The sequence below is a fragment of the Nocardia sp. NPDC058519 genome (assembly GCF_042719755.1).
Classification (GTDB): Bacteria; Actinomycetota; Actinomycetes; order Mycobacteriales; family Mycobacteriaceae; genus Nocardia.
Window position 1 is genome coordinate 23,435 of sequence record NZ_JBHXNK010000019.1, and the last position, 20,703, is coordinate 44,137.

21 protein-coding genes and 2 tRNA genes are annotated in these 20,703 nt (G+C 67.3%); 11 read left to right on the plus strand and 12 right to left on the minus strand.

Annotated features, from left to right (window positions below):
* Positions 1 to 20: 20 nt before the first annotated feature.
* The 5 genes from clpX to ACFWPK_RS20920 form a co-directional block, all read right to left on the minus strand.
* Complete coding sequence (clpX, locus tag ACFWPK_RS20900) at positions 21 to 1,301, minus strand: ATP-dependent Clp protease ATP-binding subunit ClpX (protein WP_378909324.1); 1,281 nt, start codon at positions 1,299 to 1,301, stop codon at positions 21 to 23.
* A gap of 242 nt (positions 1,302 to 1,543) precedes the next feature.
* The gene (locus ACFWPK_RS20905; RefSeq protein WP_378918186.1) at positions 1,544 to 2,209 is read right to left on the minus strand and encodes an ATP-dependent Clp protease proteolytic subunit; all 666 of its coding nucleotides are present in this window, start codon (positions 2,207 to 2,209) and stop codon (positions 1,544 to 1,546) included.
* Positions 2,210 to 2,251: 42 nt separating this feature from the next.
* Positions 2,252 to 2,827 (minus strand): ATP-dependent Clp protease proteolytic subunit, encoded by a 576-nt coding sequence (locus ACFWPK_RS20910; RefSeq protein ID WP_378918188.1) that lies wholly within the window; start codon positions 2,825 to 2,827, stop codon positions 2,252 to 2,254.
* Between the two features lie 167 nt (positions 2,828 to 2,994).
* Positions 2,995 to 4,359, minus strand: a complete 1,365-nt coding sequence (gene tig / locus ACFWPK_RS20915) for a trigger factor (RefSeq protein WP_378918190.1) — start codon at positions 4,357 to 4,359, stop codon at positions 2,995 to 2,997.
* Between the two features lie 152 nt (positions 4,360 to 4,511).
* On the minus strand, positions 4,512 to 5,060 hold the full coding sequence (locus ACFWPK_RS20920) for an FKBP-type peptidyl-prolyl cis-trans isomerase (RefSeq protein ID WP_378918192.1): 549 nt from the start codon (positions 5,058 to 5,060) through the stop codon (positions 4,512 to 4,514).
* A 165-nt stretch (positions 5,061 to 5,225) separates the two neighbouring features.
* Between ACFWPK_RS20920 and ACFWPK_RS20925 the strand changes: the two genes are divergently transcribed.
* Genes ACFWPK_RS20925 through ACFWPK_RS20935 form a run of 3 tightly spaced genes read left to right on the plus strand, consistent with a single transcriptional unit; the run spans position 5,226 to position 8,957 of the window.
* On the plus strand, positions 5,226 to 7,694 hold the full coding sequence (locus ACFWPK_RS20925; protein ID WP_378918193.1) for a phosphoketolase: 2,469 nt from the start codon (positions 5,226 to 5,228) through the stop codon (positions 7,692 to 7,694).
* Between the two features lie 44 nt (positions 7,695 to 7,738).
* Positions 7,739 to 8,539 (plus strand): metallophosphoesterase, encoded by an 801-nt coding sequence (locus ACFWPK_RS20930; RefSeq protein ID WP_378918195.1) that lies wholly within the window; start codon positions 7,739 to 7,741, stop codon positions 8,537 to 8,539.
* Positions 8,540 to 8,597: 58 nt separating this feature from the next.
* Complete coding sequence (locus tag ACFWPK_RS20935) at positions 8,598 to 8,957, plus strand: hypothetical protein (protein WP_378918197.1); 360 nt, start codon at positions 8,598 to 8,600, stop codon at positions 8,955 to 8,957.
* Positions 8,958 to 8,965: 8 nt separating this feature from the next.
* Here the strand turns inward: ACFWPK_RS20935 and ACFWPK_RS20940 are convergent, their stop codons facing one another.
* The 3 genes from ACFWPK_RS20940 to ACFWPK_RS20950 form a co-directional block, all read right to left on the minus strand.
* A complete protein-coding gene (locus tag ACFWPK_RS20940; protein WP_378918199.1) occupies positions 8,966 to 9,724 on the minus strand; it encodes an SDR family oxidoreductase in 759 nt (252 codons plus the stop codon).
* 36 nt (positions 9,725 to 9,760) lie between these two features.
* Positions 9,761 to 9,837 (minus strand) — tRNA-Pro (locus tag ACFWPK_RS20945).
* A gap of 42 nt (positions 9,838 to 9,879) precedes the next feature.
* Positions 9,880 to 9,950, minus strand: a tRNA-Gly gene (locus ACFWPK_RS20950).
* Positions 9,951 to 10,632: 682 nt separating this feature from the next.
* Between ACFWPK_RS20950 and ACFWPK_RS20955 the strand changes: the two genes are divergently transcribed.
* The gene (locus ACFWPK_RS20955; protein WP_378918201.1) at positions 10,633 to 11,586 is read left to right on the plus strand and encodes a diguanylate cyclase domain-containing protein; all 954 of its coding nucleotides are present in this window, start codon (positions 10,633 to 10,635) and stop codon (positions 11,584 to 11,586) included.
* Between the two features lie 45 nt (positions 11,587 to 11,631).
* On the opposite strand, the gene ACFWPK_RS20960 is transcribed toward ACFWPK_RS20955, so the two are convergent.
* Together ACFWPK_RS20960 and ACFWPK_RS20965 are read right to left on the minus strand one after the other, a co-directional pair.
* Entirely contained in the window at positions 11,632 to 12,435 is an 804-nt protein-coding gene (locus ACFWPK_RS20960) for an Fpg/Nei family DNA glycosylase (RefSeq protein WP_378918202.1), read from the minus strand.
* A 3-nt stretch (positions 12,436 to 12,438) separates the two neighbouring features.
* The gene (locus ACFWPK_RS20965; protein WP_378918204.1) at positions 12,439 to 12,912 is read right to left on the minus strand and encodes a ribose-5-phosphate isomerase; all 474 of its coding nucleotides are present in this window, start codon (positions 12,910 to 12,912) and stop codon (positions 12,439 to 12,441) included.
* Positions 12,913 to 13,209: 297 nt separating this feature from the next.
* On the opposite strand from ACFWPK_RS20965, the gene ACFWPK_RS20970 reads away from it, so the two are divergent.
* Complete coding sequence (locus ACFWPK_RS20970) at positions 13,210 to 14,136, plus strand: M48 family metallopeptidase (protein ID WP_378918398.1); 927 nt, start codon at positions 13,210 to 13,212, stop codon at positions 14,134 to 14,136.
* Positions 14,137 to 14,176: 40 nt separating this feature from the next.
* On the opposite strand, the gene ACFWPK_RS20975 is transcribed toward ACFWPK_RS20970, so the two are convergent.
* Complete coding sequence (locus tag ACFWPK_RS20975; RefSeq protein ID WP_378918207.1) at positions 14,177 to 14,821, minus strand: DsbA family protein; 645 nt, start codon at positions 14,819 to 14,821, stop codon at positions 14,177 to 14,179.
* Between the two features lie 150 nt (positions 14,822 to 14,971).
* On the opposite strand from ACFWPK_RS20975, the gene ACFWPK_RS20980 reads away from it, so the two are divergent.
* The 5 genes from ACFWPK_RS20980 to ACFWPK_RS21000 all read left to right on the plus strand — a co-directional run bounded on the left by ACFWPK_RS20980 (position 14,972) and on the right by ACFWPK_RS21000 (position 18,854).
* Positions 14,972 to 16,192, plus strand: a complete 1,221-nt coding sequence (locus ACFWPK_RS20980) for an NAD(P)/FAD-dependent oxidoreductase (protein ID WP_378918208.1) — start codon at positions 14,972 to 14,974, stop codon at positions 16,190 to 16,192.
* A 94-nt stretch (positions 16,193 to 16,286) separates the two neighbouring features.
* Positions 16,287 to 16,685 (plus strand): YciI family protein, encoded by a 399-nt coding sequence (locus tag ACFWPK_RS20985; RefSeq protein ID WP_266298409.1) that lies wholly within the window; start codon positions 16,287 to 16,289, stop codon positions 16,683 to 16,685.
* Complete coding sequence (locus ACFWPK_RS20990) at positions 16,682 to 17,899, plus strand: RNA polymerase sigma factor (RefSeq protein WP_378918210.1); 1,218 nt, start codon at positions 16,682 to 16,684, stop codon at positions 17,897 to 17,899. The genes ACFWPK_RS20985 and ACFWPK_RS20990 overlap by 4 nt, the downstream gene beginning before the upstream one ends.
* A gap of 26 nt (positions 17,900 to 17,925) precedes the next feature.
* Complete coding sequence (locus ACFWPK_RS20995) at positions 17,926 to 18,402, plus strand: NUDIX domain-containing protein (protein WP_378918211.1); 477 nt, start codon at positions 17,926 to 17,928, stop codon at positions 18,400 to 18,402.
* A gap of 20 nt (positions 18,403 to 18,422) precedes the next feature.
* A complete protein-coding gene (locus ACFWPK_RS21000; protein WP_378918213.1) occupies positions 18,423 to 18,854 on the plus strand; it encodes a nitroreductase family deazaflavin-dependent oxidoreductase in 432 nt (143 codons plus the stop codon).
* Here ACFWPK_RS21000 and ACFWPK_RS21005 read toward each other — a convergent pair.
* A complete protein-coding gene (locus ACFWPK_RS21005; RefSeq protein ID WP_378918215.1) occupies positions 18,838 to 19,794 on the minus strand; it encodes an AraC family transcriptional regulator in 957 nt (318 codons plus the stop codon). The two genes, ACFWPK_RS21000 and ACFWPK_RS21005, sit on opposite strands and share 17 nt — an antisense overlap.
* A gap of 123 nt (positions 19,795 to 19,917) precedes the next feature.
* On the opposite strand from ACFWPK_RS21005, the gene ACFWPK_RS21010 reads away from it, so the two are divergent.
* On the plus strand, positions 19,918 to 20,667 hold the full coding sequence (locus tag ACFWPK_RS21010) for an NAD(P)H oxidoreductase (RefSeq protein WP_378918216.1): 750 nt from the start codon (positions 19,918 to 19,920) through the stop codon (positions 20,665 to 20,667).
* Positions 20,668 to 20,703 lie beyond the last annotated feature (36 nt).

Genomic DNA, 20,703 nt, shown 5'->3' on the forward strand with positions numbered 1-20,703 from the left:
GGCCCTTCGCTGTTGGTTTGTTACGCCGACTTCTCGCGACGCTCCGGACGCTGCGCCTTCCGCGGCACGATCGTCGGGAGGACGTTGTCGATGACGGTGTCGGCGTTCACGACCACCTTGGCGACGTCGTCGCGGCCGGGGATGTCGTACATCACCGGCAGCAGGACCTCTTCCATGATGGCGCGCAGGCCACGAGCGCCGGTGCCACGCAGGATGGCCTGATCGGCGATCGCCTCGAGGGCGTCGGTGGTGAACTCGAGATCGACGCCGTCCATCTCGAACAGCCGAACGTACTGCTTGACCAGTGCGTTCTTCGGCTCGGAGAGGATTGTGACCAGCGATTCCTTGTCCAGGTTCGTCACCGAGGCGACGACAGGCAGGCGGCCGATGAACTCGGGGATCAGACCGAACTTGATCAGATCCTCTGGCATCACGTCGGCGAAGTGGTCATCGGTGTCGACCTCGGCCTTGGAGCGCACCTCGGCGCCGAAGCCGATACCGCGGTGACCGGTGCGGTCGGAGATGATCTTCTCCAGGCCCGCGAAGGCACCCGCCACGATGAACAGCACGTTGGTGGTGTCGATCTGGATGAACTCCTGGTGCGGGTGCTTGCGACCGCCCTGCGGCGGCACACTCGCCTGGGTGCCCTCCAGGATCTTCAGCAGCGCCTGCTGCACACCCTCGCCCGACACATCGCGGGTGATCGACGGGTTCTCGCTCTTGCGGGCGATCTTGTCGACCTCGTCGATGTAGATGATGCCGGTCTCGGCGCGCTTGACGTCGTAGTCGGCGGCCTGGATCAGCTTCAGCAGGATGTTCTCGACATCCTCGCCGACATAGCCCGCCTCGGTGAGCGCAGTGGCGTCGGCGATGGCGAACGGCACGTTCAGCATCTTGGCCAGGGTCTGCGCGAGGTAGGTCTTACCGCAGCCGGTGGGGCCGAGCATCAAGATGTTCGACTTGGCCAGCTCCACGGTCTCACCGCGACTGTCGCGACCCTTGTCGCCCGCCTGGATGCGCTTGTAGTGGTTGTAGACCGCGACGGCGAGGGTCCGCTTGGCGGTGTCCTGGCCGATCACGTAGTTCTCCAGGAAATCCCGGATCTCCGAAGGCTTGGGCAACTCGTCGAGCTTCACTTCGCTCGACTCGGCCAGCTCTTCTTCGATGATCTCGTTGCACAGGTCGATGCACTCGTCGCAGATATACACCCCGGGGCCCGCGATGAGCTTCTTGACCTGCTTCTGGCTCTTTCCGCAGAACGAGCACTTCAGCAGATCGCCGCCGTCTCCGATGCGCGCCATCTCGTAGGTCCCTACTTCCTTGTCCGAGTGCGACCGTCGTCCCCCGATTGGGCCGGAAATACGTCTCGGTGCCGTCAATCAGAGCAATGGTCCCTGAGTCGACCGTACCTGTTGTGCGCGAGACAGGTCGACAACTCGCGCATGTTCGATGTGAAGGGTTGTGCGGGTTCTCACCATTGTGGGCCAAGCCCGGTGAAAAAACCGGGCCCGCCGCCCAGATCAGGACAGCGGGCCCGGGCGTGTCACTTCTGTCCGCTGAGCTTGCGGTAGTCGAAGACCTGATCGATGATGCCGTAGTCCTTGGCTTCGTCGGCGGTCAGGATCTTGTCGCGGTCGGTGTCCTTGCGGACCTGCTCCTCGGGCTTACCGGTGTGGCGCGAGATGGTGACTTCCATCAGGCGACGCATCCGCTCGATCTCGGCCGCGGCGATCTCGAGGTCGGACACCTGACCCTGCACACCGCCGGAGGACGGCTGGTGGATCAGGATGCGCGCGTTGGGCAGTGCGGCACGCTTACCGGGAGCACCGGCGGCCAGCAGCACCGCGGCGGCCGAGGCGGCCTGACCCAGGCAGACCGTGACCACGTCGGGGCGCACGTACTGCATGGTGTCGTAGATCGCCATCAGCGCGGTGAACGAGCCACCGGGCGAGTTGATGTACATGGTGATGTCGCGGTCGGGGTCCTGGGACTCCAGCACCAGCAGCTGCGCCATGATGTCGTTCGCCGAGACGTCGTCGACCTGGTTGCCCAGGAAGATGATGCGCTCCTCGAACAGCTTGTTGTACGGGTCGGAGGTCTTGACGCCGAACGAAGTCTGCTCGGTGAACTGCGGCAGGATGTAGCGCGACTGCGGGAGGCCCGCAGCGGAGCCGCCATGGCCGGCGCGCGGGTCGAAGAGGTTGGCCATCTTTATCTCCAAGCTTGTCTCGAGTGAGGGGGGACGGCGGCGTTACTTCGCCTGGTTCGCGTGCGCGACCACGTGGTCGATGAAGCCGTATTCCAGGGCTTCCTTCGCCGTGAACCAGCGGTCGCGGTCCGCATCCTCGGTCACCTGCTCCACCGACTTGCCGGTGTGCAGCGACTGCAGTTCGTTGAGCTCACGCTTGGTGTGGGCGAACTGCTCGGCCATGATCGCGATATCGGCCGCCGAACCACCGATGCCCGCCGACGGCTGGTGCATCATGATCCGGGTGTGCGGCAGCGCGAAGCGCTTGCCCTTGGTGCCGGCGGTGAGCAGGAACTGCCCCATCGATGCCGCCAGGCCCATGCCGTAGGTGGCGATGTCGCACTCGGCGAACTGCATGGTGTCGTAGATCGCCATGCCCGCGGTGACCGAGCCACCGGGGGAATTGATGTAGAGAGCGATGTCCCTGGTCGAATCCTCGGCCGAGAGCAGCAGGATCTGCGCGCAGATCTTGTTCGCGATGTCGTCGTCCACCTGGCTGCCCAGGAAGATGATCCGCTCGCGCAGCAGACGCTCGTACACCGAATCACTGAGGTTGAGACCAGCAGTAGTGGCTGTCATGACCCCTGCCTGGTTGATTGTCACGGATACCTGCCTTCTCTTCTCACCGATTGCTACGGCCATACGAATACGGGTCGTCGTCACAAACACTAACGAAGCAGGGCGGCACCGAACTCCCGGTACCGCCCCTCTTCGCTCACAGCGCAATCAAATCACGCCGCCGAAACCTACTCAGCAGCGGCTTCGTCCAGCTCGATTTCAGCGGAATCCGCAGGGTCACCGAACATTTCGGTGGTGTCGACCACGTTGCCGTCGGAATCGGTAACCTTCACCTGACCGACAACTCCGGCCAGCGCCTTGCCGCGTCGCACATCGGCGAAGACCGCACCGAGCTGGCCCGCCTGCTGCACCTGCTGGATGAACTGCTCCGGCGACATGCCGTAACGCTGGGCCTGGAACAGGATCCGCTCGGTCAGCTCCTGCTGGCCGACCTGGGTGTTCTCTGCCTCGGCGATGGCGTCGAGCAGCAGCTGGGTCTTCACCGACTTCTCGGCGGCTTCCTGGGTGTCCTTGTCGAACTCCTCGCGGGAGGAGCCCTGCGCCTCGAGCGCCTCGGCCAGCTTGGCCTCGTCGTGGTCGAACCCGTGCACGGCGTCGTGGACCACGGCGTCGACCTCGGCCTTGACGACGGCCTCGGGCAGCGGGACCTCGACGGTCTCGAGCAGGGTGTCGAGCACCTTGTCGCGGATCGAACCGGCCTGCTCGACCTTCTTGACGCGCTCGACGCGGCCCTTCAGGTCTTCCTTGAGCTCGTCGATGGTGTCGAACTCGCTCGCCAGCTGGGCGAACTCGTCGTCGGCCTCGGGCAGCTCGCGCTCCTTGACCGACTGCACGGCCACGGTGATCAGTGCTTCCTTGCCCGCGTGGTCGCCCGCGACCAGGGTGGAGGTGAACTCGGCGGACTCGCCGGCCTTCAGGCCGATGACGGCCTCGTCGAGGCCCTCGATCAGCTGACCCGAACCGACCTCGTGCGACAGGCCGGTGGTGGCCGCCTCGGGGACGTCCTCACCATCGACGGTGGCCGACAGGTCGATCGACACGAAGTCGCCATCGGCAACGGCCCGCTCGACACCGGTGAGGGTGCCGAAGCGCTGACGCAGCGAGGTGAGCTGCTCCTCGATGTCGTCGTCGCCGATGGTGAAGGAGTCGACAGTCACCTCGATGCCCGAGTAATCGGGCAGGGTGATCTCGGGGCGCACGTCGACCTCGGCGGTGAACGCCAGCTCTTCGCCGTCTTCGATCTTGGTGATCTCGATCTCGGGCTGGCCGATGACCTTGACCTCAGCGGTCTGGATGGCCTCGGCGTACTTGTTCGGCAGTGCGTCGTTGACGACCTGCTCGAGCACGGCGCCACGGCCGACACGGGTCTCGATCAGCTTGGCCGGAGCCTTGCCGGGACGGAAGCCGGGGATCTTGACCTGCTGTGCCAGCGCCTTGTAGGCCTTGTCGAAGTCGGGCTTCAGCTCCTCGAAGGGCACCTCGACGTTGATCCGGACCCGGGTCGGGCTCAGCTGCTCGACGGTGCTCTTCACGGACATACTCCTTGGTTCGTAGTTCATGGTGGTGTCCCCGCATGGGGCAACGCGCCCTGAGTAGGAGCGGCGCACGCATCCCGACCAGGGTAGTTGACCGCGTGCGCGGTCGCGCAATCGGCGGTTGGTTGTGGGTTCGGTCCGGTACCGCGCTAGCGGCCGACCTGCACCGCGTCGGTCACGAAGACCAGCGTCTCGTTCGGCGCGACACCGTTGCCGCCTTCGCCGTAACCCAGGTTCGGCGGCACGATCAGCAGCCTGCGCGTGCCCTGCTGCACGCCGATCAGGCCCTCGTCCCAGCCCTGGATGACCTGGCCCGCGCCGAGGGTCAGCCCGAACGGCTTGCCGCGCTGGAAGGAGCTGTCGAGTACCTGCTTGTCCGACCAGGTGACCAGCTCGTAGTTCATGGTCAGCGGCTGCCCCGCCACCGCGCCGGGCCCGCTGCCGACCACCAGATCCTTGACGATCAAGGTCTTGGGCACATCGCAGGTGTCGGGGATGGTGATCTTGGGCGCCTCGCCGAACCCACCGCTGACCTTCACGTCGTCGGCAGTGCATTCGAGGCCCGTGCTCGCGGTGTTCCCGCCCGCCGCGGTCGAGCTCGGCGAGCTGCTCGAATCCGTGTCGGAGCCGCAGGCCGCTGTCGTGATCGCGGCGGCCGCGACGAGTCCGATTCCGATGATCCTGCCGAGAGAATGCATGGCCCGCAGAGTAATCGACCGCCGTTGCCAGGTCGGGAACCGGCACGACGGTAGGCTCGGCGGTGCGTTTCTCCACCGGGTGTCACCGGTCCCCGATCGGCGCCCGTGCAGGCCCTCGCGGCGCGGACGGCGCCGTGAGCTCACCGAGTGCGAGGAGAGTCCGCGATGATCGGGAACACCTTGGGCGACACCGCGGCGGACAACGTGGGCGACGGTCACGGCGAGACCATCGCCCCGACGCCCTACGTCCTCACCGACGCGCCCGGTCCCCTCTCGCGCGCCGAGCTAGTCGCGGTCGACGCGTGGTGGCGGGCGTCGAACTATCTCGCGGTCGGCCAGATCTACCTGATGAGCAATCCGCTGCTCCGCACCCCGCTGTTTCCCGAGGACATCAAACCGCGTCTGCTCGGCCACTTCGGCACCGTGCCCGGCCTGAATCTGGTGTGGGCTCATGCCAACCGGGTGATCCGGGATCGCGGGCTGAACGCGGTGTTCGTCGCCGGCCCCGGGCACGGCGGACCGGGTCCCAACGCCTGCGCTTGGCTCGAGGACGCCTACGCCGAACTCGAGCCGGACATCCCGCGCGACATCGACGGCATGCGCAGATTCTTCCACCGGTTCTCCTTCCCCGGCGGCGTGCCGAGTCACTGCGCGCCGGAGACGCCAGGGTCGTTCCACGAGGGCGGTGAGCTCGGCTACTGCCTGCTGCACGCCTACGGCGCCGCCCTGGACAACCCCGATCTCATCGTGTTCTGCGTGGTCGGCGACGGCGAGGCCGAGACCGGTCCCCTCGCGGGCAGCTGGCACGCGAACAAATTCCTCAACGCGGGCCGCGACGGCGCGGTGGTGCCGATCCTGGCGCTCAACGAGTACAAGATCGCCAATCCGACGATCTTCGCCCGCATCCCCGAGGAGGAACTGGTCGAACTGCTGCGCGGCTACGGCTACGAACCGCTGATCGTCTCCGGTAACGACCCCGCACCGGTCCACCAGGCGATGGCCACCGCGATGGACACCTGCGTGGACCGGATCGCGCAGTTCCAGCGGGCCGCCCGCGAAGACGGCGACACGAAACGGCCCCGCTGGCCGATGATCGTGATGCACACACCGAAGGGCTGGACCTGTCCCCCGGTGGTCGACGGCGAACGGGTCGAGGGCACATTCCGCGCGCATCAGGTGCCGCTGCCCAACGCGCGCACCGATCCCGAGCACCGGCGGGTGCTGGAGCTGTGGTTGCGGTCGTATCGGCCGGAGGAGTTGTTCGAGCAGGACGGCTCGCCGGTGCCCGCCCTGCTGGAGCAGGTCCCCGCGTATCCGATGAGCCTGAATCCGGTCGCGAACGGCGGCCTGCTGATTCGCGATCTCGACCTGCCCGATTGGCGCGACTACTGCGTGGATGTCGTTGCGCCCGGCGCGGGCCGGCACGAGGCGACCGAGATTCTCGGCAGCTGGCTGCGCGATGTCACCGCCCGCAATCGGCACAATTTCCTCACCTTCGCCCCCGACGAACTGGTCAGCAACCGGTTGCAGGACATTCTCGAGGTGACCGGGCGCGACTGGCAGGAGGAAGTCGGTCGCTGGGATGTGGATCTGTCGACGGTCGGCCGCGCGGTCGAAGTGCTGTCTGAGCACATGTGCGAAGGCTTGCTCGAGGGATACCTGCTGACCGGCCGCCACGGCGTCTTCACCTGCTACGAGGCATTCATCCACATCGTCGACGCCATGTTCAATCAGCACGCCAAGTGGCTCGATGCCAGCCTGAAGGTGCCGTGGCGGCGCAAGATCGCCAGCCTGAACTATCTGCTCACCTCGCATGTGTGGCGTCAGGACCACAACGGGTTCACCCATCAGGATCCCGGTTTCCTCGATGTGGTGGCGAACAAGAGCCCCGATATCGTGCGCGTGTATCTACCGCCGGACGCCAATACCCTGCTGTCGACCTACGACCACTGCCTGCGGTCGCTGCACTACGCCAATGTGGTCGTGGCAGGCAAACAGCCAGGACCGGACTGGCTGACAGCGGAGGAGGCGGCGCTGCACTGCACCCGTGGGCTCGGGATCTGGGAGTGGGCATGTCACAACGACGACCCAGGCACCACGCCCGATGTCGTGCTCGGCTGCGCGGGCGATGTGCCGACCCTGGAAACCCTGGCCGCGGTGGCGATCCTGCGAGATAGACTGCCGGACTTACGGATTCGGTTCATCAATGTCGTCGACCTGATGCGCATGCTGCCCGCGGGCGAACACCCGCACGGCCTGCCCGATGCCGAGTTCGACGCCCTGTTCACCACCGACCGTCCGGTGATCTTCGCCTTCCACGGTTACCCGTGGCTGGTACACCGGCTCACCTACCGCCGCACCGATCACGCGAACCTGCACGTGCGCGGTTATAAGGAGAAGGGCACCACCACCACGCCCTTCGACATGGTGATGCTCAACGATCTCGACCGCTTCCATCTGGTGCTCGATGTGATCGACCGCGTTCCCGGACTGTCCGAGCGGGCGGCGGGTCTGCGCCAGGAGATCGTCGACGCCCGGTTGATCGCGCGCCGCTGGACCCGCGAGCAGGGCGAGGACATCCCGGTCGTCGCGAATTGGGTCTGGCCGGACTCGGCGATCCCCACCGTGGGGTAACGCAGTTGCGGCGCGGGCCCGCCCTGCACGACGATGAAAGGGATATGACCGAATCCCGCCGCACCGACCTCCTCCCCCGCGACCGCCGCGACCTGACCGGACCGTTCGACGTGATCGGCGATGTCCACGGTTGCCGCAGCGAACTGGAGACCCTGCTCGGCGAACTCGGCTACGCCCTCGACCGCGACGACCGTGGCCGCGCGATCGGTGCCGCTCACCCCGAGCGTCGCACGGTGGTCTTCGTCGGCGACCTCGTCGACCGAGGACCCGACACCCCCGGGGTGCTACGCCTGGCGATGGGGATGGTGGCGGCGAAAACCGCCCTGTGCGTCACCGGCAACCACGACCACAAGTTGATGCGCGCCCTCGACGGCCGCAACGTCCGCATCGCGCACGGCCTCGAAGAGTCGCTGTCCCAGCTGGCCGACGAAGACCTCGAATTCCGCACCGCCGCACACACTTTCCTGCGCGACCTGCCCAGCCATTACCTCCTCGACCGCGGCAAGCTCGTCGTGGCCCACGCCGGTCTGCCGGAAAGCCTGCACGGCAGCACCTCCGGCCGCGCCCGCTCCTTCGCCCTCTACGGCGCACCCACCGGCGAGCTCGACCAGCACGGCTACCCCATCCGCTACGACTGGGCCAAGGACTACCGAGGCACCCCCACCGTCCTCTACGGCCACACCCCGGTCCCCACCCTCACCTGGGTCAACAACACTCTCTGCCTCGACACCGGCGCCGTCTTCGGCGGCACCCTCTCCGCCCTGCGCTACCCCGAGCTGACGACGATCTCGGTCCCCGCCGAACAGATCTGGAGCGAACGCGCGGGCATCACCCCGACCGTCTGACGGGTGCTAGGCCTACCATCAGCAGCGGACGACCCGACTCATCGACGAGGAGAGGTTCATGCGCGCTACATTTCTCGCACTGTCCGTACTCGCTCCGCTCATGGTCAGCGGTGTCGCGAGCGCCGATCCGGCACCCGGGGGGACGGGGTCGCTGACGGTGTGGGCGTTCACCGGACGGGAGCCGATTCCGGTGAATCGGGCCGATATCGAGGTCACGCCGTGCGATGCGAAGCAGGTGGTCGCCACGCTGGTGAGCGGGGCCGACGGGCGGGCCACGGTGGCGCTGCCGGTGGGCTGTTACGAGGCGAAGGTGGTGACCGTGCCCGGCGGCTGCGGGTTGGCCGTCACGGAGCCGGTGCGGGTCACCGTGGCACAAGGCACCGAGGCACGGGCGGACTTCCGGTTCGGCTGCGCCTGAGGCGACTTTCAGTCCTTCGGGCCGCCCGCCACATAGATGACCTGGCCCGACACGAAGCCGGCACCCTCGCTCGCGAAGAACGAGGCGGTGTTGGCGATGTCGTCGGGCGTGCCGACCCGGTTGACCGGGATCTGTGCCGCGGCAGCCGCTTTGAACGACTCGAAGTCGACGCCGACACGGGCGGCCGTCGCGGCGGTCATCTCGGTTTCGATGAAGCCGGGGGCGATCGCGTTGGCAGTGACGCCGAATCTGCCGAGCTCGAAGGCGAGGGTCTTGGTGAAGCCCTGCATGCCCGCTTTGGCCGCGGAGTAGTTGGCCTGGCCGCGGTTGCCCAGTGCCGAGGTGCTCGACAGATTGACGATGCGACCGAACTTCGCCTCGACCATGTACTTCTGCACGGCACGGGTCATCAGGAAGGCACCGCGCAGGTGCACGTTCATGACAGTGTCCCAGTCGTTCACCGACATCTTGAACAGCAGGTTGTCGCGCAGCACGCCCGCGTTGTTGACCAGCACGGTCGGCGCGCCGAGCACGGTGGCGATCCGCTCCACCGCGGCGGCGACGGCCGCTTCGTCGGCCACATCGGCACCGACCGCGAGAGCCTCGCCCCCGGCGGCTTTGACGTTTGCGACGGTGCCCGCGCAGGCGGCTTCGTCGAGATCTAGCACAGCAACGGCATATCCGTCGGAAGCGAGTTTGACCGCAACCGCGGCGCCGATGCCACGGGCGGCTCCGGTGACGATCGCGACTTTGCGTTGCGTGGACATCCGTCTCCTACAGGCCTGTAGCTGGGCGAATGGTGATGGTCGGGGTGACAGGATTTGAACCTGCGACCCTCCGCTCCCAAAGCGGATGCGCTACCAAGCTGCGCTACACCCCGATACCCCACCGGCGAGAGCACCGTCGAGGCAATACATGTTTGAGCGGGTGACGGGAATCGAACCCGCACCATCAGCTTGGAAGGCTGAGGTTCTACCATTGAACTACACCCGCAGGCATACGACATCGATGGGATCGCCACGATGTCGTGTGCGCCATGACTGTACCGAACCCCGCGCGAAAAATGCCAATCCGGCCCCTGCCTGCCCGATTGATGCGCCCGGCCGCCGGTGTACCCAACTCCCCACGCGGCCAACCGTCGCTATGCCCGATTAGGGCCTAATGACCCTAGCCCCGAATCGCCCTCCCGGCGACGATGGTTGGTGCGCTCACGGGGACCGGCGCCAGCTCCAGCGGGGGATTAAACAGGAGAATTTTCCTTAAAAACCTGGCACGTGGGCGGCGAGTAGGCCACCATGAGAGTGCGCGTGACGGCTACTGCCACATCGTCACGACTCGCATCCCGTGCCAGGAGGGACCCATGGCGACGCAACGTCCACCGCCCAGCGGAGGGCATCACGCTGCACGTTTCGGCTCCCGAAACTTTTTCGGGAAATTGTGTAACGCCGGAGACGCTGCAGCGATGTCATAGCCGATCGCCATTCGCGAGAGACCTAGAGAACACGTTCCAGAACGTGACTTTTCGGTCTCGGGTGGCTTGCTAGGATCCTTTTTGCCGGACGGGGGTATCTGGAAAGGGGGCGGTGAGCGTGTGCCGAACTCGGTGGACCCAACCGCGTAGCAGTGCGAATGATCGAGGTGGCAAGACCGTCGCCACCTACCGCCGGTGATATCGATGACCCACATCGAGCCACCGGTAGCCGCGATGGCCCGCGCCTGGGCCCGCGCGGTATGCGCCGAACCGGGCTCGTCCACGGCGCCGCACCAGTTGGAGCCGGTGCTCGTCGAGATCGTCGAGCGGCTGCTGCACCTGGCTCGGACCGAACCGTTCCCGGTGCCACAGGCGCGCAAGCTCGGCGCGCGATTGGCCGAGGCGCCCTTCGAACGCACCAGAATGCTGGCCCATGCCAGTCGCTGGCTGCTCGGCTTCCCCTCTGGGGTCCCGGGTTCGCTGGTGGCGACCCGCTGGCCGCTGGTGGCCAGCCAGGCCATCGACAGCTACGCACAGGCACTCCAGGAACGCGCTCTGGCGCAACAGGAACAGAACATCTCGGCGAAAGTGTCACTGCGCGTTCAGGAGATCGCCGCGCTGCAGCACCGCTTGCGCCACGAGGCGACCCACGACGCACTCACCGATCTCGCGAACCGCACACTGCTGCAAGAACGGGTACGCGCGTTCGCCGCCGACCCGAGCCGCGGTGTCGGTGTGCTGGTGGTGGACCTGGACCGCTTCAAACAGATCAACGACGGCTACGGACACGCGATCGGCGACGAGGTACTGGTCGAACTGGCCAACCGCTTGCGTGAGGTGTGCCCGCCCGACACGGTGATCTGCCGATACGGCGGCGACGAGTTCGTGGTCGCGGCGAACCCGCGCCGCGACACCCTCGGCGAGCTGGCACACCGTGTGGTCGCCGCACTGCGCGACCCGGTGTGGTCGAGCGCGGGCCCCGTACCGGTTTCGGCCAGTGTGGGCACCGCTTTCTGCCCACCGGGAAAGACGTGCGATTTCACCGACCTGTTGCGTCGCGCCGACCGCGCGATGTACTCGGCGAAATCGGCGGGCGGGCGGCGTTTCGCGCTCGCTGAATCGGGCGACCCCGAACTGGGAACGGCGGTCGCCGGCTGAGTCGGATCGCGAAGCCTGCACTTCGCGGTCCGGCTCAGCCGACTTCTATTCGGGCTGGCAGGTGGGGCACCAGAAGAGGTTCCGGCCTTCCATGACCTTGTACGCGACGGGGGTCGCGCACACTCGGCACGGTTCGCCCTGGCGGCGGTAGACGTAGGTGCGGGGGCGGTCCTTGTTGTACGACGGTGCGCCGGTGTCGTGTTCGGGGCGGACCACATGCATACGGCCGGTGGTGACGCCGATCGGCATGAGATCTACCAGGTCGGTCCAGAGGGCGTCCCATTCGGGAACGGTGATCGAGGTGCCGGGGCGGAAGGGCGAGATGCCGTGGCGGAAAAGGACTTCCGCGCGGTAGACATTGCCGACGCCGGCGATCAGGGCCTGATCCATCAGCAGTGCGCCGATCGCCCTGCGGGAGCGGCGGATTCGCGCACCCGCCCGTTCGTGGTCGGCATCGGCGCGTAACGGGTCGGCGCCGAGGCGCGCGGTGAGTGCGTCCACTTCGGGTGGTATCAGCACTTCACACGCCGTCGGCCCGCGCAGATCGGTGCCGAAATCCGTTGCGGCACCGAGCATCCGCATCCGCACCTGCCCGACCGGCGCCGCCATCGGCAACTCGACCTCGCTGAAGGTGCCGTACAACCCGAGATGCACATGCACCGTCAACCCGGACACGTAGTGATGCAGCAGATGCTTCCCATAGGCCTCGGCCCGCCCGAACACCTGCCCGTCCACCAGCGCGGCACCCTCGGTGAACCGGCCCTGTGGACTCGAAACCCGCACCACCCCACCGGAAAACCGCTGCTGATGCAGGTCGGCGATTCGGTGGAGGGTATGTCCTTCAGGCACTACTCAGTAGGCGGGGACCGCGGGGGCTTCGCCGGACTTCTCGTAGTCGGCCAGGATGTCGATGCGGCGCTGGTGGCGCGGCTCTTCCGACCAGGCCTGCGCGAGGAACGCGTCGACGATGGCCAGCGCTTCCTCGGTGGAGTGCATGCGGCCGCCGATGCCGATCAGCTGGGCGTTGTTGTGTTCGCGGGCCAGCTTGGCGGTTTCGACGCTCCAGGCCAGGGCGCAGCGGGCGCCGGGGACCTTGTTGGCGGCGATCTGTTCGCCGTTGCCACTGCCACCGAAGACAAGGCCGAGCGAGCCCGGATCGGCGACGGTGCGCCGCGCCGCCTCGATGCAGAAGGCGGGGTAGTCGTCGAGGGCGTCGTATTCGAGGGCGCCGCAATCGACGACCTCGTGTCCGGCCTCCTGCAGATGGGCCTTGACGTGATTCTTCAGTTCGAAACCGGCATGGTCGGCACCCAGGTAAACGCGCATGGCTGCGATTGTCGCAGGCCCGCTTAGAGTCGTTTCATGCACCCGCACGAACCGCATTCCCCGCATTCGGCAGGTTCCCCGCCGGAGCACACCGGCCAGCAGCCCGACCGAACACCGTCGCTGGACAAGAACACCGCGCCACCGTCGCCGTGGGCCCAACCCGATCCACGGACCGGCGGTTTCCCCGCGCAGAGCAGCCACGCGCAGCCGCCGACCGGTCCGTATCCGCCCCTCGCTCCGGGCTACTACCCGCCGAGCGGTCCGCCCGCACCGCCGCAGCTCCGGCCGCGCGGCCTGATGCCGTGGGATCGCCCGGCCCGGCACCCGTGGGAGATCCCGCTGCTGATCGTGGTCATCATGATCACCGCGGTCGCCTATCTGCTGGCGCTGCTGCTCATGACGGTCGAACTGTTCACCGATCCCGTCGTCGACGAGAAGGGTGTGGAGCAAACCGGTTCGATCGTCACCAGTCCGTATGTGCTGCTGCTGTTGTTCGCGCCGGTGCTGCTGTGGGCCGGTCGTGGTCTGAACTACGCGACTCAGCGCGCGAACGGCGTGAAGATGTCGCCCACCCAGTTCCCCGAGGGGTTCCGGATGGTGCAGGAAGCGGCGGCGCGATTCGGGATGCACAAGGCACCGGACGCGTATGTGATCCTGGGCAACGGCCAGATCAACGCCTTCGCCTCCGGGCACGGGTTCCGCCGGTTCGTCGTGGTCTACAGCGACCTGTTCGAGATCGGCGGCGCCGCACGCGAACCGGACGGGCTCGCGTTCATCATCGGCCATGAAGTCGGCCATATCGCGGCAGGTCACGTGTCATATTGGCGCCAGCTCGGCATGTTCGTGGCGCCGTGGTTGCCGGTGATCGGGTCGTCGCTGATCCGCGCCCAGGAGTACACGGCCGACAATCACGGCTTCTGCTACCGGCCGCCCGGCGCGGCCACCGCGATGGCGACTCTCGCCGCGGGCAAGTACCTCAATACCGATGTCGGTGTCGACGAGATGGCCGATCGGGCCGTGCTCGAGCGGGGCGGTTTCATCTGGCTGGTCAACGCGATGGCCAGCCATCCGGTGCTCACCTGGCGGATGTGGGCGCTGCGTGACCGCAGCAGGCCGGGCCCGATGTTCTGGCGACCGAGCGCACCGCATCCCGGCATGATCCCGCCGCAAGGCGGTTATCCGCTGAATTCGGCGCCGCCCGCGCTGCCGCCGAAGCCGGTCTGATCGGTGGGGGTGCCGATACCGGCACCCCCACCTCCGGCGATCAGTCGAAGACCGGGTCCTCGGTGCGGGTGCGCTTGAGCTCGAAGAAGTGCGGGTACGAGGCCAGCGCGACCACGCCGTCCCACACCCGGCCCGCGTCCTCACCGCGCGGGATGCGCGAGAGCACCGGCCCGAAGAACGCGGTCCCGTTCACGTGGATGGTCGGCGTGCCCACGTCGGGGCCGACCTTGTCCATGCCCGCGTGATGGCTCGCCCGCAGCACCTCGTCGTAGTCGGTGCTGGTGGCGGCCTGCGCGAGTTCGGCGGGTAGGTCGAGCTCGGCGAGCGCGTCGGCGATGACCGCTTCGAAGGTCTCCTGCAGCGTCTCGCGCTCGTACTCGGCCCTGCGGTCGTGGATGCGGGTACCCATCGCGGTGTAGAGCGGCGACAGGATCTCGTCGCCGTACTTCTCACCAGCGGCGGTGACGACCCGAACCGGGCCCCACGCGGCGGCCATCATGTCGACATAACGTTCCGGCAGGTCGTCTTTGCCCTCGTTGAGCACCGACAGGCTCATCACGTGGAAGCGCGCGTCGATATCGCGCACCTTCTCGACTTCCAGGATCCACCGGGAGGTGATCCAGCACCACGGGCACAGCGGGTCGAACCAGAAATCGGCGACATCCTTGGTGGCCTGTTCGCTCACGATGGGTTCCTCTCGGGTCAGCTGCGGCGGGTCGGGTCGCCCCACCGACTGGTGCAACCGCATCGCCGCCGGAATCGTTCCCGTGGGCGAAAACGCGCACTAAGCTCGGGTTGCGAGGAGTCCGGGTCGTCCGCGAGAAGGGGTCCGTTCATGAGCTCGAATCAGCATTTCGTCGTCATCGGTGGAGGTCTGGGCGGAGCGAAAATCGCCGAAGCCTTACGCGCCAACGATTTCGACGGTCGCGTTACCCTGCTGGCCGCCGAAGAAGAGCTGCCGTATGAGCGCCCGCCACTGTCCAAACAGCATCTGGCGGGCACCCAGCAACTGCCCGATTTCACCGTCGACTCGGCCGCCTGGTACCGCGATCACCACGTCGACCTGAGGCTGGGCACCACCGCGACCGCGTTCGATCCGGTCGCCAAGACCGTGACGCTGCCCGACGGTTCCACGCTCGACTACGACAAGCTGGCCCTGGCCACCGGTTCGCGAGCCCGCACGCTAGACATTCCCGGCGCCGATGCCCCGAACGTCTACACACTGCGCACCATCGGCGATTCGAACGCGCTGCTCGAGATCCTGGGCACAGACCGTCGCCTGGTCATCATCGGGGCGGGCTGGATCGGTCTCGAGGTGGCCGCGCAGGCTCGGGCCAAGGGTGTCGAGGTGACGGTGATCGAGACGGCCGAGCTGCCGCTGTTCACTGTGCTCGGTCGCGAGATGGGCAGCTTCTATGCCGATCTGCATCGCGCGCACGGCGTCGACCTGCGCACGAGCACCTCCGTCGACGCGATCCTCACCGACGAGGGCGAGGCGACCGGCGTGCAGCTCGGCGACGGCACCGTTGTCCCGGCGCAGGCGGTGCTGGTGGCGGTGGGCGCGCAGCCCAATATCGAGGCGGCGACCGCGGCAGGCCTTGCGGTCGACGGCGGCGTGGTGGTGGACGCGGCGTTGCGCACCAGCAACCCCGATGTGGTCGCGGTGGGTGACATCGCCGAGCAGGAGCATCCGCTGTTGCACCGGCCGATCCGCATCGAGCACTGGGCGACCGCGCTGAATCAGCCCGCCGTCGCCGCGAAGACGATGCTCGGCAAAGCCGCTGTCTACGACCGGCTTCCCTACTTCTTCAGCGATCAGTACGACGTCGGGATGGAGTACTCGGGCTATGTCGGGCGCGGCGACGACGTGCGGGTGGTGGTGCGTGGCGATCTCGGCGAACGCGAGTTCGTCGCGTTCTGGCTCGACGAGCAGAACAAGGTGCGCGCGGGGATGAACGTCAATGTCTGGGACGTGACCGAGCGGATCAAGGAGCTGATCCTCTCGGAGGCACCCGTCGACCCCGACCGGCTGACCGACACGAGCATTCCATTGTGATCCAGTTCACAGTAGTGATTGTGTCGAAGACCGCTCACCGGCTCCGACCAACCGTCGAACGCGCCACAAGGGCGCAGCGAGCAGGAGCCGAATCATGAAATTCATGCTGGTCAAGACCTATTCCGAGACCGCCTACTGCGACATCCCGCTGCCGGAATGGGCACCCGAGGACATCGCCGCCCACATCGACTTCCAGCGGGCACTGGGTGAGCAGCTCGCCGCCGCGGGCGAACTCGTCGACGCCCAGGGCCTGGCAGCACCGGATCAGGCGATGATCGTGTGCTCCGACGGCCGCTCGGCACCGGTCGTGACGGACGGGCCTTTCCCGGAGACCAAGGAGTTCCTGGCCGGTTTCTGGGTGGTCGATGTCGATTCGGTCGAGCGCGCGGTCGAGATCGCCGCGCAAGCCTCCGCGGCGCCCGGCCCCGGCGGCAAGCCGATCGGTGAGTACATCGAGGTGCGTCAGATCATGAGCGCGCCCGACGTCGCGTGACCGAGACGCTACCGCGCATCGAGGACCTGCTGCGTGAACTTTCGCCGCAGGTCCTCGGCGTATTGGTCCGCCGCTTCGGCGATTTCGACCTCGCCGAGGACTCGGTGCAGGACGCCCTGCTCGCGGCATCGACCCAGTGGCATCACGAAGGGCTGCCGGATAATCCGCGTGGCTGGCTGATCCAGGTCGCGCAGCGGCGGATGGCCGACGCGGTGCGGGCCGAAGTGGCGCGACGACGCAGGGAAACAACGGTTTTCGTGCGGGATGTGCCCGCCGAGGCGGTGGACCGCGATGACACCCTCGACATGTATTTCCTGTGCGTTCATCCCGACCTGCCGCCCGCCGGGGCTGTTGCCCTGACGCTGCGGGCGGTTGGTGGCCTCAGTACCGCCGAGATCGCCGCGGCATTCCTCGTTCCGGAATCGACCATGGGACAACGTATCTCGCGGGCGAAGAAGCGCCTGGCCGAATCGGATCGGCCCTTCGCCGACGGCGCGCACGACAGCACTCGGGTGAGCGCGGTGCTGCAGGTGCTGTACGTGATCTTCACCGAGGGGCACACCAGCAGTTCGGGGGCGGGGTTGCGGCGCGGGGATCTGTCGGCCGAGGCGATCCGGCTCACCCGCGCTCTGCGCACACTGCTCCCCGAAAACACCGAGGTCACCGGCCTTCTCGCGCTGATGCTGCTCACCGACGCCCGCCGCGCCGCCCGCTCCGGACCGCACGGCGAACTGATCCCCCTCACCGAACAGGACCGCTCGCGGTGGGACCGCCCACAGATCACCGAGGGCCTGCGCCTGCTCACCGCGACCCTGCCCGCCGGACTGACGGGGCCGTATCAGATGCAGGCCGCCATCGCCGGACTGCACGCCGAGGCCCGGCGCCCCGAAGACACCGACTGGCCGCGAATACTGTTGCTCTACACCATGATCGAACGCTCGACCCCCAACCCGATGATCACCCTCAACCGTGCCGTCGCCACCGCGATGGTGCACGGACCGGCCGCGGGCCTTGCGGTAGCCGACAGCGTCGCCGAACCACTGTCGCGCTCGCATCGCCTCGCAGCCGTCCGCGGGCACCTCCACGAGATGGCGGGTGAGCAGACCGCGGCTATCGCCGAATATCGCCGCGCCGCAACGCAAACGGCCAGCGTGCCGGAACGTGACTACCTGCTGCTGCGCGCCGCTCGCCTGCGCGTCGGCGACGCGAACTGAAGCTCGCACCTGGCAGACTCGCTCGGATGACGGACGTTTTCAGCGCGGGCGTGCTGGTGTACCGCCGGGGCGAGGCCGGGATCGAGGTGCTGCTCGGGCACATGGGTGGGCCGCTGTGGGCGAAGAAGGACGCTTCGGCGTGGTCGATTCCCAAGGGCGAGTATGTGTCCGAGGAGGAGTCAGCGCGCGATGCCGCCCGGCGGGAGTTCACCGAGGAGCTCGGGCTGCCCGCGCCAGAGGGCGAGTGGATCGCGCTCGGCGAGGTGAGTTATCGCAGCGGGACCAAGCGCAAGTTCCTCACCGTGTGGGCGGTCGAGGGCGATCTCGACCCAGCCGACGTCGTGCCGGGAACATTCGAGATGGAGTGGCCGCCGCGGTCGGGGCGGCTCGCGGAATTTCCCGAGATCGACCGGGCCGCCTGGTTCGACCCCACCACCGCGGCGGAAAAGCTCGGCAAAGGCCAGCGGCCCTTCCTCGCCCGCCTCACCGATCAGCTGCCGTGAGATCGGGGTAGATTTCAGCTATGCCCAGCGACCTGCAGCTGAAGATCATGAACACACTCCACCGCACGCTGCTCACGGTGACCGGCGGCCGTGTCGGCAACTCGTTCTTCGGGATGCCGTCCCTGCAACTCACCACGATCGGCCGCAAATCCGGCGATCCGCGCAAGGTCATGCTGACCGCACCGGTGATCGACGGCGACACCATCGTCATCGTCGCCTCGCGCGGCGGCGACCCCACCCACCCCGCCTGGTTCCTGAACCTGCGCGACAACCCGAACGTCGAGGTGTCGTTGCGCAACGGTCCCGAGCGCCCGATGACGGCCCACGTCGCGACCCCCGACGAACGCGCGGCGCTGTGGCCTCGGGTCATCGCGGCCTACAAGGGCTACGCCGACTATCAGACCAAGACCACCCGCGAGATCCCCCTGGTCCTGGTCACGCCGAGGAGCTGAGCCCCACCCGGAACTCGGTCGGGCTGGTGCCGCGCAACCGCTTGAACGCGGCACTGAAACCGAACGCGTCGGAATAGCCGACGGTCGTTGCCACCTGCGCGACGCTGCGGGCGGGATCGGCGAGCAGTTCCTCGGCCTCGGCCATGCGCCATTCCGTGAGGTAGGCCAGCGGTGGTTCGCCCATCACCTCGGTGAACCGCCGGGCGAACAGGGCGCGCGAGACCGCCGCCTCGGTGGCCAGGCTCGCCACGGTCCAGTGGTCGAACGGCCTGTCGTGGATGGCCGCCAGCGCCGGGCCGACCACCGGATCGGCCATCCCCCGGTACCAGGCCGGGGCGCAGTGTTGCTGTTCGGCGAGCCAGCTGCGCAGCGTGCAGACCAACGCCCAATCCAGCAGCCGGTCCATCAGCGCCTGCGAGCCAGCGCTCAGCCGGACGGCGTCGGCGGCGGATCGCTCCAGCCATAAGCACATCTGCGCGTCTTCGTGGACGACCATCACCGGCGGGAGTGCCCGCAGCAGACGTTCGTGACGGCGCCCTGATGCCCGGTACGCGCCGACGAGGAGCGAAGTCTCCTCGGGCGCCCCGGTCGGCGACGGCGTCTCGATCAGTTCCGGTGTCGCGCAACTGATATCGGCGGGCCCGAAGCCGTCCGGCACGAAACAGGACAGCTCGTAGCGCGCGTGCGGCCGGTCGAGCGCGGCGGCGGTGTCGGCCAGGTGGAACGGTTGCGTCGCCTGTACCAGCGCGGTGTCACCGGCGACCAGGCAACTGCGTGACCCGTCGGGGAGCACCAGCGTGCCGCCGCCACGCAATACCGTCACCATGATCAGCGGCGCGCGGTCGGCGAAGCGAATCGTCCACGGCGGGCGCAGCACGGCATGGGCCACGATCGACCCCTCGGCACGAATGCCACTCAGCAACGAACTCAATGGATCCACGCCACCAGCGTAGACGAATTCCTATCGAGTAGAGATGATCAACCATAGATCGTCCATCTGATTCGCGGTTGACTCAATGGACCGGGCCGAACAGCCCGCACCACGATCGAACAGGAGCTCACCGTGTCGCAGTCAGCCGCCACCACGACCGATTCCGCCGAACTGATCACCACCACGGTGCCCACCGATGCGGTGCGCGATGCCGACCGCGCCGCGCCGACCGCGCTCGTCGTTCTCGGCCACCATCGCGCCGACTCGCTGTCGGCCCATGTCGCGGGCCGGGCCGTCGCACGGCTCACTGCCGCCGGATACGCGATCGATTTCCTCGATCTGCAGGCCGAGAATTTCGACCCACGGATGACCGTGGCCGACCAGCCCGAGTGGGGCAATCGCGACAAGGTCTACTCCCCCACCGCCGAGGCGCACATGCGGCGGATGCTGGCCGCCGACGTCGTGGTCGTGGTGTTCCCGGTCTATTGGCAGAGTGTGCCCGCCCTGCTCAAAGGCTGGATCGACGCGGTCTGGAACTACGGTTTCGCCTACGGCCGCAGCAAGCCGCGCCTGGCGGGCAAGCGCATCCTGTGGCTCGGATTGGCCGGAGCGACAGCCGATGACGCGATCATCCCCGGCATGCAGCAACTGCTGGAGGCCCAGCTCAACGAGGGCTTGGCCTACTACAGCGGTTTCGCCGACTCCCGCGTCGGCCTGCTGCCCGATGCCGAGGAGCAGCCCCAAAGTCTCGACGTCGAAGGCAATCTCGTGATCGGCGAGGCGATCAGCGGGGACGCGCGGACCACCCACTACGCCGCCTTCGACGCGAAAGCCGAAGCCTTTGTCGACGACTTGCTGGCCGCTGATCTGGTCGACGCCTGAACCGCCCGCTCCGACACCGCCGACCCGATCACGCGG